Origin of the sequence: Sulfuricaulis sp. (genome assembly GCF_040901545.1) — a bacterium.
Classification (GTDB): Bacteria; Pseudomonadota; Gammaproteobacteria; order Acidiferrobacterales; family Sulfurifustaceae; genus Sulfuricaulis.
Genome location: NZ_JBBDYL010000063.1, coordinates 1 through 12,653, shown reverse-complemented (window position 1 = coordinate 12,653; position 12,653 = coordinate 1). Strand labels below are relative to the sequence as shown.

Here is a 12,653-nt window from a genome sequence, read left to right as displayed (position 1 = left end):
CGCCCCGCTATTTCGTTGTCGGAGAGATCGTCGTCGCCATCGTGGACAACGAATTTACGTTGAAACGGCTGGACCGCGAACGGGGCCGGGTCGTGTTGAAACCGGAGAACAATGCCTATCCGGTCATACTCCCGCAAGGAAAGCTTGAGATTTTCGGGGCAGTGGTGGGGCAGTTTCGGAAGAACTGACAACAACTAATAATCACGAAACGGTTCCTGACGCGTTTTCGTCTCGGGCATTCAGCAGGTGTGAGGATTGGCGGAATTTTTACTCTGATCTGGTTTTCGCTTGCCTCTGCGCGGCCACTAAACAAGGACTGCGTGTGTCAATGTGTCAATGCAAGACTTGACTCAGTCCTCGCTATGTGTCGGGCGCGACCGTCGCCGTTTTTTCCCTGGCGGCGATCGTGCGCCCGCAACTGTGGGAGGAGTGGGTGAATCTCGTCGTCGGCGCGTGGTTGATCGTCGTGCCGTTTGCGTTGGGCTACGCGGATCAGACGGCTCCGATGTGGAACCAGATCGTCCTCGGCGTGCTGATTGGCGCAGACGCCCTGTGGGCGGCGCTGCAGAATCCGTCACAGCCCAAGTCCGCGTGACCGGCGTCGGGGGTCAACGATGACGGCGGGGATGAGCGATTATCCCCGGGTGTTTTTGCTTGCGCGAAGACGGTGATCCGACCATGCTTTTTTTAACGCAGCGCGATCGCGGGACTGGGGTTATAGTGGACACCACCCGAGCCATGACGAGAGCCAATTACCTTGATGCGCTGCTGGAACACGAGTTCCCGGTGGTCCGGCAGTCGATCTACCTGAACCATGCGGCGGTCGCGCCCTGGCCGCGGCGCACGGCTGACGCCGTGGTGCGCTTCGCGGACGAGAATGTCGCGCGCGGGGCCGCGCGTTATGCCGAGTGGACCGCGGCCGAACTGCAATTACGCTGCGATCTCGCCGCCTTCCTTAATACAATCCCTGAGGATATTGCGCTGCTCAAGAACACCTCCGAAGCCCTCTCGGTGGTGGCACACGGCTTTCCGTGGGTGGCCGGGGACAACGTCGTGAGCAGCGATGAGGAATTCCCCTCGAACCGCATCGTCTGGGAATCGCTGCGCAGCCGCGGCATCACGCTGCGCCAAGTGCCTCTCGCCGGTCCCCCCGATCCGGAAGCGGCGCTGCTCGCGGCCTGCGACGGCCGCACGCGGCTGCTCGCCATCAGTTCGGTGCAGTACGCGAGCGGGCTGCGGCTCGACCTCGCACGCCTCGGCGCCGCCTGCCAGGCACGCGGCATCGCCTTCTGTGTCGACGCGATCCAGGGCCTCGGCGTGTTCGCGCATGATGTGGGAGCGTGCCACATCGACTTTCTCATGGCCGACGGTCACAAATGGCTGCTAGGGCCGGAGGGGCTGGCAGTGTTCTATTGCCGCGGCGCGTGGCGCGAGCGTCTCACGCTGCATCAACATGGCTGGCACATGGTGGAGGATTATCTCAACTACGACCGCAAGGACTGGACACCGGCCGCCACGGCGCGCCGCTTCGAGTGCGGCAGCCCCAACATGCTCGGTATTTATGCGCTCGGCGCGAGCCTGTCGCTGCTCGCCGAGGTCAGCATCGCGCAGATCGAGAGCCGCGTCCTGCAACGCAGTGCCCTGCTCTTCCAAGCCATCCGGACTCATGCCGACCTGGAACTCGTCACCGCCGACCGCCCCGGCCGTTATGCCGGGATCGTCACCTTCCGCCACCGCCGCACTCCGACACCAGAGCTCTTCCAACGCCTACGCACGGGTGGCGTCATCTGCGCGCAGCGCGGCGGCAACATCCGCTTCTCGCCGCATTTCTATACTCCACTGGAGCAGCTCGACCGGGCGTTGGATTTGGTGGTCGGCTAGACAAAACCGGAGGGGCGGCTATCGGACTGACCGATAAGCCATTGCCTATCGGACCTCGCAATCAGAAATCGTGGTCACTCTCCTATTATTCCGCCGGCACGGATTTTTCAAGCGCCGGCTCAAGCGGTATATTTTTTCTCGGCCGCGTAGGCTTCCTTCTCGACGACTTGAAAGTTTCTGCGGCATAATAAATCCGCGACACCGCGGAGTCGTAATCGGCGGCCTCGAGAAGCAGACGGGCTGATGCCAGATATCTCTTCGCTTTCTTGAAAAGCGCCGCTTTGTCGGTCAAGCCGCTATCCCTTCGCGGCGGACGTTGCGCCAGAACGGACCCTCGGCGGTCTTGAGGGTATTCTCGGCGACCGGCAAGACCGACAGCAGGATACCGTAGCGGATGTTGAAACCCGCGAGGATACCGGCGATGCGATCGATCTCGCATGACGGGCGATTTGCGTCGCGCAACACCAGCAAAAGATCCACGTCCAAGTCGGGCCGTGCCTCGCGGCGCGCTTCGGAACCGTAAATCAAAGGCCGCGATAGCGGTCACCGTAGCGCGCGCAAAGCCGCTGATAACTCTTGAATGATCTCTTTCATAACCGGGGGCTCATTACCGATATTTGCGATAAAACATTTAACTTTCCATTCCAGGGTTTTTCGCGGTCTTGGCTACCGTGGAGTATCGAGCTAGGCGCCTTTAAAGCATTGATCTGGTCATCACGCCGCATGACGGCTGATTCGCTCAAGCCGTTTACCCAGATCTTTACGCACGTTTTCCAGATCGTAATCCGCCTGCAGCCCCATCCAGAAAGACTCCGACATGTCGAAGTATTTCGCCAGTCGCAGCGCGGTATCCGCCGTGATGGCGCGTTTCCCCTGTACGATTTCATTGATGCGCCGTGGCGACACCCCGATATCGCGCGCAATCTTGTTCTGGCTGATCCCCATGGGCTTTAGAAATTCCTCAAGAAGGACCTCGCCGGGATGAATGTTGGCCAGCCTGCCTTTCATGCGTGCGCTCATTGTCACGCGGCCTTATGCCGATCGATGCTCAATTTAAGCCCCATGGCCCGTAACAAGGCCATCACGGTGTCGATCTTAGGATTGCCTCGGCTCGAAAGTGTCCGATAGAGGCTTTCGCGGCTCACGCCTGCAGACTTTGCAAGTGCGCCGATACCGCCCTTGGCTTGCGCCACGTTGCGGAGCGCTTCCAGCAGCACGGCCGGCTCACCGTCCTCGAGAGCGGCATTGAGATACGCCACAGCATCCTTGCGCGTCTTGAGATAGTCCGCGGTCTTGAATGCAACACTTTTCATGTCTGCCTCCTGTATTCACGCCAATACGACTTGGCCAGTTCAATGTCCCGGTCCTGCGTGGATTTATCTCCCCCGCAAAGCAGGACTACTATCGTTTTGCCATCGCGCGCAAATAAAGACACGATAACCCTTGCCGACGAATATCCGTAACTCACGCACTCCCTCTCCGCGGAGGCACGGCATCAGGCTGCTCAACATGTGGCGGGGCGAGTCCAGCTTGCCCGCTAGGCCGCCAGCGTCACATGCCCGACGCGCTTGGTGGCGGGTTTTATCTTTATTTCGATGTCGTAGCCGAGCCGGTTCAGGCAGTCCATGAGCTTGCGTTCGGAGACATTGGTAAAGTCACCGCGAAACAGGCCGGACACCTTGGGTTGCGGCAATCCCATACGCCGGCCCGCCTCTTCTTGCGACAGGCCAAGGCAACGCACCGCCTTGATGATCTGAATAACCAGACCGGATTTGATTTTCAGTTTTTCCGCGTCCCGCAGACCCAGATCGGCAAAGACGTTGCCGGAACTCATCTCGGTTTCGACACCTTTAACGATTCGCTTACGCATCGCGCATCTCCTTTACCAGTTGCTCCGCGACCTTCAGGCGTTCGCGGATAATGTCCATGTCCGGTTTGGGTGTTGCAATACCCTGCCTGCTCTTTTTCTGGAACACATGCAACACACGAATACCGCTTCCTCGAATTTGACCGTGTAAACGGCCCGGCACGTGCCGCCGCGGCCATCCTCGACGATCTCCAGGACTCCCCGCGCCGCCAAAGCCCTTAAGCACCTTGGCCGCCTCGTGCTTGTCACCGCGCTGCGCAAAGTCCAAGGCATGGCCGAAAAACTTCCGAATGGGCACCGGCAGCGCCATCAGGTCCCGCTTGCTGCTCCCTATCCACACCAGCGGCTTTTGTTGTTGCCCGGCCACGCGTTAATTATACCCGAAAAGGTATAAAATGAAAGGTACCCATGGCGCGCAGCTCGGCAAAGATCGGCGACTTCGGATTGGCTTGATCGTACCTCTGCGTGCCCACGCGGGTTACTGTTAGCCGACCGCGAACCGATGGCGCGGAGGAAGCCGTGTCGGATTACTACGTTCTGTGAAGCGGGCGAATATTAGAGAATACTTTGCTCTGACCCTGCTCTGACCCCAGGACCGGCTTAGGGAAAGACTCCCGCCAGAAAATCCTTCAGTGACAGAATGCGGATACCACGGTATTCGCCCAGTGCCAACATGGCTTGGTCGCCGGTGACGATTACCTCGGCCTTAGCTGTTGCCGCGCATTCCAGGATTCGATTGTCGGGCTCATCGCGCAACACCTTCAGCCGCCGCCGGGGTGTTACCACTTCAGCCAGTTCGGACAAATAAACGGCCGCGCGCGACAACTCTTCAGGATTTCGGTCGAATTTTCTGGCCAAGACATCGAGGACTTCGTGGATAATGGCCGGCGAGATGGCCAGTTGCACCGCGCCTTCCGCGACTTTGACGAGCGCCGTTTCAGCCCGGCTGCCGGGGATGGCGAACGCGGAAATAAATATGTTGGTGTCGAATACCGCTCTCACTTCCGCAGATAGCGCTCAAGCTCCTTCTCGGTGAGCAGCCCCTTTTCCCTGGCCTTGCGGCTCCAGTAGCCTTGAATGCCGCGCAGGTCGGTCTTGAGCCGGCTGGTGCGCGCTGCACGCAGTGCATCCTGCACCACCGCGCTCAGGGACTTGCCTTCGGCGCGCGCCACCTCCTCCGCTTCCTTGGCCAGATCGGCGGGGAGTGAAATCGTCTTTTTGACTGCTGAACTCATAAGGCACCTTCACAAGTGGTATGAATTAATCATACCGGCTGTATATAGACTGTCAATATATGTTTCATGCCGCAGACCTCAAATTAGCGGCAAGGCGTGAATCCTTACGGCCCTGAAACTATTAATCAATCGGATAATCGAGTTCGCGCTGATGTCGTATGGACACGGTACGAACCTGATCTTGCGCGGGCAGGAAGCGATATAAGGCTACATACCCCGTCTTGCCGTAAGAAATCACCAGCGCACGCAGTTCGCCGGCTACGGTTCGGCCAATCAGCGGATGGTTTGACAGGGTATCGACGGCCTCACGAATGCTGCGCGCGGCGCCCAGCGCCGCCTGCGGGTCGTGTTCGGCAAGGAAATCAAATACACGCTCAAGATTCGCGAGCGCGTTCTCCGAATAGACTATTTGCGCCACGGCTTGGGCCGGGCGGCTCGACGTTTCTTGGCCAGCCGTTCGAGCCAGGGGTGAACGTCCTCGGCCCGGTACACGGCCGCGCCCTCTTCGACCGCGGCGTTGGAGACGAGCGCCTCACGCACGAACTCCCGCATCCGCTCTTTGCGTTCCACTTCACGTTCCAGTGCCTCCACCATGAGGCTGTGTGCGGAACGCCCGGTTTCCTTGGCCAAGCGAGCAATTCGTGTCTTGAGTTTTTCGGGCAGTTTGAGCGTGGTCGTGGCTGTCATGACGGGGCGCCAAAATGTTGAGGTAACACTATAGTAGCACCGCGCAGGTATTCAGCCAAACCATCTTTCGGGCAGCTCGGCACCGGGCCGCGCCGGACGGACAAGGCCCGCATCCGCACAACATATTCATAGGGGCCGATTTGGTTTTGGGCCGGGAGGATTTCAAGACCCGCATCGAGCAGATGACCCAACGGCAAACACGCCCGGGGCGGTTAGGCCGACCGCGAACCGATGGCGCGGAGGAAGCCGTGTCGGATTACTACGTTCTGTGAAGCGGGCGAATATTAGAGAAAACTTTGCTCTGCCCCCCATTATTTCCTGACCTCATCGGTTCATTTTCCCGCTGCTTAATCTTTAATCCCTCCGCCCCTTTTTATTCTGCGACTGAAAAGGCCTTCCAGATCAACCACACTAACAGCGCCGCCGTGGCAATCAGCACGAGCCCCGGCATGATCCGGGCCTTGAGAAACGGCATGAGGCGGCGGCTCGGCCAGGAGTTGCGCAAGCGTCGCGCCAGGTCGAGCAGGAACGACTCGAACGGGCCGAATTTCACGAGCGCCTGCTGGCGATGATTCTCGAACACGTAACGCCAGCCGGCGTTGCCGACCTCGCTGATGCGCCGGTCCACGCGCTTGATCACGAACACCAGTACGCCGAAGATCGCGGCGAAAAGGAAGAGCCAGAACGGGTCTGAGCGCAGGGCGTCCAGGGCGCCACGGGCGGCGTCCGGCGTCAGCGCGTCCAGCGCCGCGAAAATCCACCCCATGATGCGCCACTCGTCGCTGCGCACCAGCGCGGGCTGCGAACCGAGCCAGTAAATGACGTACAACAGCGAGCCGGTCGCCGCCAGCGTCAGTAGATACAACCAGCGCTTGATCCAGACCAGATCCCAGATTTTGCCCAGGAGCTTCGCGCGATGGGGGTCCAGGCTGCGCTCAGCAATATAGGAATCGATAAGGCTGGCATCGAACCCGGTGGCGGTGGTCGCATCCGCCATTTCCATCACGAAATCGTCCGGCAGGTTGAATGGCGCGTAACCGTCCGAGGCGCGCTGTATGCGATCGAATACGCTGACGTGAATCTTCGCCTGGGGGATGCCATGCTCCAGGCAGATCTTTTTGACATCGCGGGGCAGGTAACGGTAATAGGCGGCCAGGCCGGCGCGGGAATCGTACAACTTGCTGTGGACATCCGCCTCGCGCCGGTACCCTTCCCACATCTCATCGATAAAAACCACGCCCTGCTGCCTGGCCTTCGCCATCATCCAGTTCAGCGAGACCAGCGCCATCTGGTCTTTGGGGTAGCCGCCGCCCACGTTGGAATGCACGCCCGCGAACCAGACCTGCTCGATGCTCTGCCCGGGCGCCAGCTTGCGTTCGTTCCATAGCACCGGGTGGAAGGAGTGGCGCTGATCGTCGATGGCCACGGCGTGGCAGGCGTGCCGCACCAGCGGATACAGCGTCTTGTCGCGAATGGCGACCCGCTGCAGCAGATCCAGGCCCTCGCGCAATTCGTCGAACGGCACGCCCACTGCGTTGACCGTGTCCCAGACGCCGATGAATTTGATCGGGACATCGGGAATGACGTATTTCTGCGCGCGAAAGCGCGTGAGCTCGGGTGGTTCGACCCATGGCTTCGCCTCGCTGGATACGGCGTATTGCACCGGATCCGCCGGACTGCCGCTGTGAGGCTCACGCTGGCGTATCGCGCGCGCGAAGCATTTGACATAGGCGTCGTAGGCCTCGTCGATGCGCGCATCCAGCTCCCGCTCCGAACCGCATTGCGTGCGGTCGACGAGCCCGCAGCGGCAGACCATGCCCGCGACCATGCGCACGGTGTGCGCGCCGCGGCTGAACCCGAAAAGAAAAATATCGTCACCGGACGCCCCGCCCGGCCCGCGTTCGTACTGAACCACGAGAAACTTGTAGAGGCGCTTGACGTTCCGCTTCAGCCCCCAGCCAAAGGCCCCGCCCAGCAGTTTGAACAACACGAAGTCGCGGGTGCCGACGCCGTCGTCGTGAATGCTGACCTGCGCCCGGGGATGATGCAGATCGATCGCCTTGTACAGCCTCCAGACATTCGTCCCGTGGCCCTTCCCGCCGCTGTTCCCGGTTCCGTCTGAACACAGGATGATGTTTTTTGGCATCGGATTTTCTCCCTTTCCGGCCTGTGACTTCAGTTGAGGCTGCTCAATCTTTAATCCGTCCCCTTTTACTTTGAGGATACTTAAGCGCACTTCGAGCAATCGAATGAAGACCTTTGGATTCTGCTGTTTGCTTCGCTTTCTCAGCAGCTAACATATGAGCAAAAGCACCGGGCATATCTACGCCTCCTTCAATGGAGTCTGAACTTCTTGATTGCTACTTCAGAAAGCTACAGTGGATAAGGCTGGCATCGCGTCCCAAACCTTGCCGCGGTACCGCCGGCCGTTCGCACCCTTCGATCGCTTCTGGCCGTCTGCGCCCCAAGTGCCCCACTGCTTGAAGAAGAACGCCACGCCAGCCCGGTCACATTGTCGTTTAATGTCGTCCACCCATTCCCGTTTCATCGGCATTGCCTTCGGGCCGGACTCGCCGCCGACAATGGCCCAGTGAATACCCGTCAGGTCAATTTCGCCCAGGTGCTCCAGCAGGGGCTCGATAGACAGAAAACGCACGCTGGTTTCGATTTCCCGCAACACACCGATTCTCGGGACGCCATGTTTCCGGCTCTCGACCGATACGCCAAGCCAAACATTAGGCGGTATCACGACGCTGGCGCAGAATTCCGCCATGCGGTCAGCGCGTTTGGTGAGCACTTGAAATGTGTGTTGATGTGCCTGCGCCATTACATCGAACACCTTGCGGATGTAATCGAACGGTACCTTTTCGTGAAACAAGTCAGACATGGAGTTCACGAAGTAAACCGCCGGTTTCCGACGCTCCAGCGGTTCGGATAGACGTTCAGGCATCAGTGTTAAACGGAAGCCGTTCTCGTAGCCGCGCATGCCCATGGCGTGCAAGCGCCGGGCCATGGTCTCGGCGTAGCAGTTCTTGCAACCGGGCGAAATCTTCGTGCATCCGACCGTGGGGTTCCAAGTTTGCTCGGTCCATTCGATCCGGCTTTGGGTGCCCATCCGCTGCTACTTATCTTTCCACGGCGCAAACCCGATGGGGCGTTTCTTTTTCGGCTCCGGCGGGGTCATCAACTCGCGAATCGCATTGATCAAACCGGCTATGGCCTGGTCATGCCCGGTGACTTTATGTTCCAGCTCGTCCAGCTTTTTCCGGATCTCCTTGTGGGCCATGGTCAACTCGCGCAGCTTCACAAAAGCTCGTACGACAAATACGCTGACTTCGGCGGCGCGGGGAGAGTTGAGCACGGATGCGGCCATAATGGCGCCGTGTTCGGTGAACACCAGAGGCGGCTTGCGCCGTCCGCCGTGGCCGCGGCGCGCATCACTTGATGTCGCATTTTGCGACATCAAGCTGGCAAGCTCCTGATTCGTCAACTGAAACGCAAAGTCGTCCGGGAAACGGCCTGCGTTGCGTCTGACCTGCTCGTTCAGCCGCCGCGTGGCCACGCCATATAACCGGGCCAGATCGGTGTCCAGCATGACCCGTTTCTCGCGTACGGTGTAAATCTGATCTGCGATACGCTCAATCGGGATGATGCCCTTGAGCTTTTTCATTTGTTTCTCCATGTTGTTTTCCCTTCCTCTCGGCACTGCATAAGGCCGATGGATTCGTCCTAGCCCCCTCTGTAACGCGACTCAGGCCACCCCAACATGAAGGTCACAAAATGTGACCCTAAACGTACCGCCTCCTCGGTACTTTCCCCCGGTCTCTCGGCTTTCATGCCACCCTCCTGACGAAATCCCACAACCAATCTTGACCGGCGAACGATCGTTCGGTAGCGTATCCCCATGTCCACTGACGGTCAATACCTCACCAAGCTCCAGGACTACTACGCCCGGCACCGGGTGCTGCCGTCCTATTCCACCATTGGCAAGCTTGTTGGACTGGCCTCGAAGGCCTCGGTGGCGGACATGGTCTTGCGGCTGAAGGGCGAAGGCTTTCTGGAAAGCACGCCGGGCAAGCGGCTCAAACCCGGACGACGGTTTTTCGAGCGGCCCTTTGCTGAAAGCGTCCGGGCGGGCATGCCTGCCCCGGCGGCGGATCTGGGGCCGGACATTCTGACGATTGATGACTATCTGCTGCCGCACCCGTCAAAGACGGTTCTGATCCGCGTGAAAGGCGACTCGATGATTGATGCCGGCATTCACGCCAACGACATCGTCGTTGTGGAAAAGCGCACCAACGCGAATGCGGGTGATATTGTCGTCGCCATCGTGGACAACGAATTCACGCTGAAGCGGCTCGACCGCGAACGCGGTCGGATCGTGCTGAAGCCGGAGAACAAGGCCTATCCGGTCATCCGCCCGAAAGGCGAGCTTGAGATTTTCGGGGTGGTGGTTGGGCAAATTCGGAAGTACCGATAATGTTTAGGAGTACTAAGAAATACTACCCACGCGCGCCCGGTCACTTTTAGCTTGGTGGTTAAAGTTTATAGCTGCGTATTTTTAAATCATGTTGAGTTGCACCAGATTTTTTGTTGCTGGAGAGGAATGTGCTAATGCAAGACCTGATCCCGCCACTGCAGACCCCGCCACCGGGTTGAAATCAGATAAACACCGCGGGCGAAACACCGAAGCGCTTGGCAAGCCGCTTGATCTGCCGCGTGTTCAGCTCCCGCTTGCCCGCCAACACCTCCGACACAACACCTTGGGTACCGATCTCCGAAAAGTCGGATTGCCGCAGCCCGTGTTCACGCATGAGAAACTTCAACACCGCCGCGGGCTTGGCGGCCACGAGGCGCACGTGCTCGTCCTCGTACTTCGCGACAAAGACACCGATCGCGTCGGCAAGTTCCGCCAGCGGATGCTTCTCGTCGTCCCCGATCTCGTCGAGGATCGCATCCAACAGCCCGACCGCGCGCTCGTACTCCTTCTTCGTGCGCAAGGTGCCGAGCGGCACCACGGCCCGCAGCCGGCGGTACTCCCGAACGACTTCCTTCATTTTATTGGCCAGCATAATTAGTCCTTCCACTTGTCTTGATCATACTCAGCATGCGTAAGTACCTGCCGGATGTACACCTTCTTCCGATTGTAATGAATCGCCGCAATCAGCCTGAACTTGTTTCCACCGATGTCGAAGACGGTGAACCTCCCTACCTTGTCCAACGACCCGAAGACCCGCTTAAGCTCGGCAAACGAGCCAAAATCGGTCCTGGACATGATGACATACCAAACGCTGAGCGGCTCCTCCGCCTCCCTGTGCTTGGCGGCGAACTCCCGCAGTCGCTTTCGCGTTATGACATGCACCGTTGAAGTGTATATCTCATTCTGAGATATGGCAAGACCCGTACACCCCCGCCGATGGAGCAGCTCGACCGGGCGTTGGAGTGGGTGGTTGGCTAGCGCAAGCCGCAGGAAGGCGATCGGATTGAAAGATAAGCCATCGCTTAACGGACCACTCCGACAGAAACCGTGGTCTGAGTTGCCCCTGATTTTTCGTTGCTGGAGAGGAATGTGCTAATGCAAGACCTGACCCCGCACTTGTGCACGATCGTGGATAACGAATTCACGCTGAAGCGGCTGGACCGCGAGCGCGGCCGGGTTGTGTTGAGGCTGGAGAACAAGTCCTATCCGGTCATCCGCCCGAAAGGCGAGCACATCCGTTTACCCTCTCCCTCAGGGAGAGGGTAGGGTGAGGGTGGTCACTGTTCGGTGGTTGGACAGTTTCGGAGGTACTGACAGCAATTCAGGTAAACAAAACGAATTGGGCGCAAGTTTCCGGCGCCTCCGTCAGAGAAATAAGGGAAGCGTCCCCTTTTCCCCTCGGTTTTCTGGCCCACAGCAGAGCCATCACGGTGTTGATTTTCGGGTTGCCCCGGCGCGCTGGCCCCGGTATTACTATGCAGCGAGCACCTGAAGCCCTCTGGATTCGACCAGACTCAGCAATTTCAGCGAAGGCCCATTAGGTTTTTTTTCACCACGTTCCCACTTCTGAACGGTCGAAACGCTGGTATTGAGATACGCGGCGAACACGGCCTGACTCGCTTTGTTGCGTTCGCGAATGCGCTTGATCTGCGTGGCCGTGTATTCTTTGACCCGAGGCAGGCACAGCACGTCAAACTCGCGCATCGTTTTAGTTTCCATCAAACCGGCTTTGCGCAGACCGCGGGCGGTCTCGTGCACCACTTTCAGCACAGATTTATGTTTTGCCATCGTCATTAACCTCAATCAGTTCGCCTGCTTTCACAGCTTTGGCCAAGCCCTGTTCGTTATAGCCCAGCAACTCCTTGGCCAACAATCGCAAAGCCTTTAAATCATCGTTGCTGATATTGGCCCGCTCATTTTTCGGGTAGCCGTACATGAAAAACGCCCTCTCGCCTTGTCTGAATGCAATTAAAGTGCGGACACTGCCACGTTTACCGCGACCCGGAAGGCCAATGCGTTTCTTATACACATTACCTCCGAGCGCATCAGCCAGACCCTGCTCCAACTCCATAACGGCCGTCCACAAAGCGGCATCGGTAAGCCCTTCTCTAGCAGCCCAACGGTGAAACCATTTGGTTTTGTATAGGTTCATCCGAGGACAAGTATTACTATAGCACTAAGTGGTATAGAGTAAAATGGGCGATGAGCTGATTACCGAAATCAGACTATACCGCGATACCCATGCCGGTCAGCCCTCGATATAAAGGTTGAATATGAGGCCGGACGCAGGAAGGCGGACGCGCATTCCGGGCAGACGAACATGTCTCGATCTTCGTAGGTGTAGGCCGAGCCGCATTGGGGGCATGGGGGTAAGTTGCTCATGAGTTTGTCCTGCGGTGGATTGGTTGAATCGTGTGAGAAGGAAAGCGTGGTCTGTGCCCTATTTACGAATTAAATGCTTGATGATGAGGCGGTGCGAAGAGTGGGCGTGAAAGAAAATATA

At 58.5% G+C, this 12,653-nt stretch carries 21 protein-coding genes and 3 pseudogenes; 5 read left to right on the top strand and 19 right to left on the bottom strand.

Going from position 1 to position 12,653, the window contains the following annotated elements:
• The 3 genes from WD823_RS13010 to WD823_RS13000 form a co-directional block, all read left to right on the top strand.
• On the top strand, nt 1-188 hold a 188-nt coding region (locus WD823_RS13010), incomplete at its 5' end, for a LexA family protein (RefSeq protein ID WP_368429926.1).
• 176 nt (nt 189-364) lie between these two features.
• Nucleotides 365-595 (top strand): SPW repeat protein, encoded by a 231-nt coding sequence (locus WD823_RS13005; protein WP_368429925.1) that lies wholly within the window; start codon nt 365-367, stop codon nt 593-595.
• A 143-nt stretch (nt 596-738) separates the two neighbouring features.
• On the top strand, nt 739-1,881 hold the full coding sequence (locus tag WD823_RS13000) for an aminotransferase class V-fold PLP-dependent enzyme (RefSeq protein WP_368429924.1): 1,143 nt from the start codon (nt 739-741) through the stop codon (nt 1,879-1,881).
• An 85-nt stretch (nt 1,882-1,966) separates the two neighbouring features.
• Here the strand turns inward: WD823_RS13000 and WD823_RS12995 are convergent, their stop codons facing one another.
• The 14 genes and pseudogenes from WD823_RS12995 to WD823_RS12930 form a co-directional block, all read right to left on the bottom strand.
• Nucleotides 1,967-2,173: a HEPN domain-containing protein gene (locus WD823_RS12995; protein WP_368429923.1), complete on the bottom strand. Its 207-nt coding sequence runs from the start codon at nt 2,171-2,173 to the stop codon at nt 1,967-1,969.
• The gene (locus WD823_RS12990) at nt 2,170-2,409 is read right to left on the bottom strand and encodes a nucleotidyltransferase domain-containing protein (RefSeq protein WP_368429922.1); all 240 of its coding nucleotides are present in this window, start codon (nt 2,407-2,409) and stop codon (nt 2,170-2,172) included. Before WD823_RS12990 ends, WD823_RS12995 begins: the two co-directional genes overlap by 4 nt.
• Before the next feature lie 186 nt (nt 2,410-2,595).
• The gene (locus WD823_RS12985) at nt 2,596-2,889 is read right to left on the bottom strand and encodes a HigA family addiction module antitoxin (RefSeq protein WP_368429927.1); all 294 of its coding nucleotides are present in this window, start codon (nt 2,887-2,889) and stop codon (nt 2,596-2,598) included.
• 14 nt (nt 2,890-2,903) lie between these two features.
• Complete coding sequence (locus tag WD823_RS12980) at nt 2,904-3,194, bottom strand: addiction module antidote protein (protein ID WP_368429921.1); 291 nt, start codon at nt 3,192-3,194, stop codon at nt 2,904-2,906.
• A pseudogene (locus WD823_RS12975) lies at nt 3,191-3,362 on the bottom strand (type II toxin-antitoxin system RelE/ParE family toxin); the annotation flags it as partial. The gene WD823_RS12980 and the pseudogene WD823_RS12975, both read right to left, overlap by 4 nt.
• A 56-nt stretch (nt 3,363-3,418) precedes the next feature.
• Nucleotides 3,419-3,751 (bottom strand): helix-turn-helix domain-containing protein, encoded by a 333-nt coding sequence (locus WD823_RS12970; protein WP_368429920.1) that lies wholly within the window; start codon nt 3,749-3,751, stop codon nt 3,419-3,421.
• Nucleotides 3,744-4,058: pseudogene (locus WD823_RS12965) on the bottom strand (type II toxin-antitoxin system RelE/ParE family toxin). Before WD823_RS12965 ends, WD823_RS12970 begins: the two are co-directional and overlap by 8 nt.
• 290 nt (nt 4,059-4,348) lie before the next feature.
• Nucleotides 4,349-4,750: a putative toxin-antitoxin system toxin component, PIN family gene (locus WD823_RS12960; protein ID WP_368429919.1), complete on the bottom strand. Its 402-nt coding sequence runs from the start codon at nt 4,748-4,750 to the stop codon at nt 4,349-4,351.
• Nucleotides 4,747-4,983 (bottom strand): DUF6364 family protein, encoded by a 237-nt coding sequence (locus WD823_RS12955; protein WP_368429918.1) that lies wholly within the window; start codon nt 4,981-4,983, stop codon nt 4,747-4,749. Before WD823_RS12955 ends, WD823_RS12960 begins: the two co-directional genes overlap by 4 nt.
• Before the next feature lie 121 nt (nt 4,984-5,104).
• Nucleotides 5,105-5,401, bottom strand: a complete 297-nt coding sequence (locus WD823_RS12950) for a type II toxin-antitoxin system RelE/ParE family toxin (protein WP_368429917.1) — start codon at nt 5,399-5,401, stop codon at nt 5,105-5,107.
• A complete protein-coding gene (locus WD823_RS12945) occupies nt 5,389-5,670 on the bottom strand; it encodes a CopG family ribbon-helix-helix protein (protein WP_368429916.1) in 282 nt (93 codons plus the stop codon). The genes WD823_RS12950 and WD823_RS12945 overlap by 13 nt, the downstream gene beginning before the upstream one ends.
• A 373-nt stretch (nt 5,671-6,043) precedes the next feature.
• Entirely contained in the window at nt 6,044-7,816 is a 1,773-nt protein-coding gene (locus tag WD823_RS12940) for a DUF2235 domain-containing protein (RefSeq protein WP_368429915.1), read from the bottom strand.
• Nucleotides 7,817-8,035: 219 nt separating this feature from the next.
• The gene (locus tag WD823_RS12935) at nt 8,036-8,785 is read right to left on the bottom strand and encodes a DUF5131 family protein (protein ID WP_368429914.1); all 750 of its coding nucleotides are present in this window, start codon (nt 8,783-8,785) and stop codon (nt 8,036-8,038) included.
• Nucleotides 8,786-8,791: 6 nt separating this feature from the next.
• Nucleotides 8,792-9,352, bottom strand: coding sequence for an ORF6N domain-containing protein (locus WD823_RS12930; protein WP_368429913.1), 561 nt, complete (start codon nt 9,350-9,352; stop codon nt 8,792-8,794).
• A gap of 222 nt (nt 9,353-9,574) precedes the next feature.
• Between WD823_RS12930 and WD823_RS12925 the strand changes: the two genes are divergently transcribed.
• Nucleotides 9,575-10,150 carry a LexA family protein gene (locus WD823_RS12925; RefSeq protein ID WP_368429912.1) on the top strand — a complete coding sequence of 192 codons (576 nt, stop codon included), beginning with the start codon at nt 9,575-9,577 and terminating at the stop codon, nt 10,148-10,150.
• Between the two features lie 181 nt (nt 10,151-10,331).
• Here WD823_RS12925 and WD823_RS12920 read toward each other — a convergent pair whose 3' ends face one another.
• Nucleotides 10,332-10,742, bottom strand: a complete 411-nt coding sequence (locus WD823_RS12920; RefSeq protein ID WP_368429911.1) for a type II toxin-antitoxin system HigA family antitoxin — start codon at nt 10,740-10,742, stop codon at nt 10,332-10,334.
• A gap of 2 nt (nt 10,743-10,744) precedes the next feature.
• Entirely contained in the window at nt 10,745-11,032 is a 288-nt protein-coding gene (locus WD823_RS12915) for a type II toxin-antitoxin system HigB family toxin (protein WP_368429910.1), read from the bottom strand.
• Nucleotides 11,033-11,245: 213 nt separating this feature from the next.
• On the opposite strand from WD823_RS12915, the gene WD823_RS12910 reads away from it, so the two are divergent.
• A complete protein-coding gene (locus tag WD823_RS12910) occupies nt 11,246-11,416 on the top strand; it encodes a LexA family protein (RefSeq protein WP_368429909.1) in 171 nt (56 codons plus the stop codon).
• Nucleotides 11,417-11,623: 207 nt separating this feature from the next.
• Here the strand turns inward: WD823_RS12910 and WD823_RS12905 are convergent, their stop codons facing one another.
• From WD823_RS12905 to WD823_RS12895, 3 genes and pseudogenes are all read right to left on the bottom strand, one after another.
• Nucleotides 11,624-11,938, bottom strand: coding sequence for a helix-turn-helix domain-containing protein (locus WD823_RS12905; protein WP_368429908.1), 315 nt, complete (start codon nt 11,936-11,938; stop codon nt 11,624-11,626).
• Nucleotides 11,925-12,302: a type II toxin-antitoxin system RelE/ParE family toxin gene (locus WD823_RS12900; RefSeq protein WP_368429907.1), complete on the bottom strand. Its 378-nt coding sequence runs from the start codon at nt 12,300-12,302 to the stop codon at nt 11,925-11,927. The genes WD823_RS12905 and WD823_RS12900 overlap by 14 nt, the downstream gene beginning before the upstream one ends.
• A 146-nt stretch (nt 12,303-12,448) precedes the next feature.
• Nucleotides 12,449-12,532 (bottom strand): annotated as a pseudogene (locus WD823_RS12895) (alkylphosphonate utilization protein); the annotation flags it as partial.
• Nucleotides 12,533-12,653: the final 121 nt, after the last annotated feature.

Excerpts from the sequence above, each read along its gene's own strand:
- WD823_RS13000 (WP_368429924.1), top strand. The coding sequence starts at position 739 with ATGACGAGAGCCAATTACCTTGATGCGCTGCTGGAACACGAGTTCCCG.
- WD823_RS12985 (WP_368429927.1), bottom strand. The coding sequence starts at position 2,889 with ATGAAAGGCAGGCTGGCCAACATTCATCCCGGCGAGGTCCTTCTTGAG.
- WD823_RS12980 (WP_368429921.1), bottom strand. The coding sequence starts at position 3,194 with ATGAAAAGTGTTGCATTCAAGACCGCGGACTATCTCAAGACGCGCAAG.
- WD823_RS12970 (WP_368429920.1), bottom strand. The coding sequence starts at position 3,751 with ATGCGTAAGCGAATCGTTAAAGGTGTCGAAACCGAGATGAGTTCCGGC.
- WD823_RS12955 (WP_368429918.1), bottom strand. The coding sequence starts at position 4,983 with ATGAGTTCAGCAGTCAAAAAGACGATTTCACTCCCCGCCGATCTGGCC.
- WD823_RS12945 (WP_368429916.1), bottom strand. The coding sequence starts at position 5,670 with ATGACAGCCACGACCACGCTCAAACTGCCCGAAAAACTCAAGACACGA.
- WD823_RS12940 (WP_368429915.1), bottom strand. The coding sequence starts at position 7,816 with ATGCCAAAAAACATCATCCTGTGTTCAGACGGAACCGGGAACAGCGGC.
- WD823_RS12935 (WP_368429914.1), bottom strand. The coding sequence starts at position 8,785 with ATGGGCACCCAAAGCCGGATCGAATGGACCGAGCAAACTTGGAACCCC.
- WD823_RS12930 (WP_368429913.1), bottom strand. The coding sequence starts at position 9,352 with ATGGAGAAACAAATGAAAAAGCTCAAGGGCATCATCCCGATTGAGCGT.
- WD823_RS12925 (WP_368429912.1), top strand. The coding sequence starts at position 9,575 with ATGTCCACTGACGGTCAATACCTCACCAAGCTCCAGGACTACTACGCC.
- WD823_RS12920 (WP_368429911.1), bottom strand. The coding sequence starts at position 10,742 with ATGCTGGCCAATAAAATGAAGGAAGTCGTTCGGGAGTACCGCCGGCTG.
- WD823_RS12910 (WP_368429909.1), top strand. The coding sequence starts at position 11,246 with ATGCAAGACCTGACCCCGCACTTGTGCACGATCGTGGATAACGAATTC.
- WD823_RS12905 (WP_368429908.1), bottom strand. The coding sequence starts at position 11,938 with ATGGCAAAACATAAATCTGTGCTGAAAGTGGTGCACGAGACCGCCCGC.
- WD823_RS12900 (WP_368429907.1), bottom strand. The coding sequence starts at position 12,302 with ATGAACCTATACAAAACCAAATGGTTTCACCGTTGGGCTGCTAGAGAA.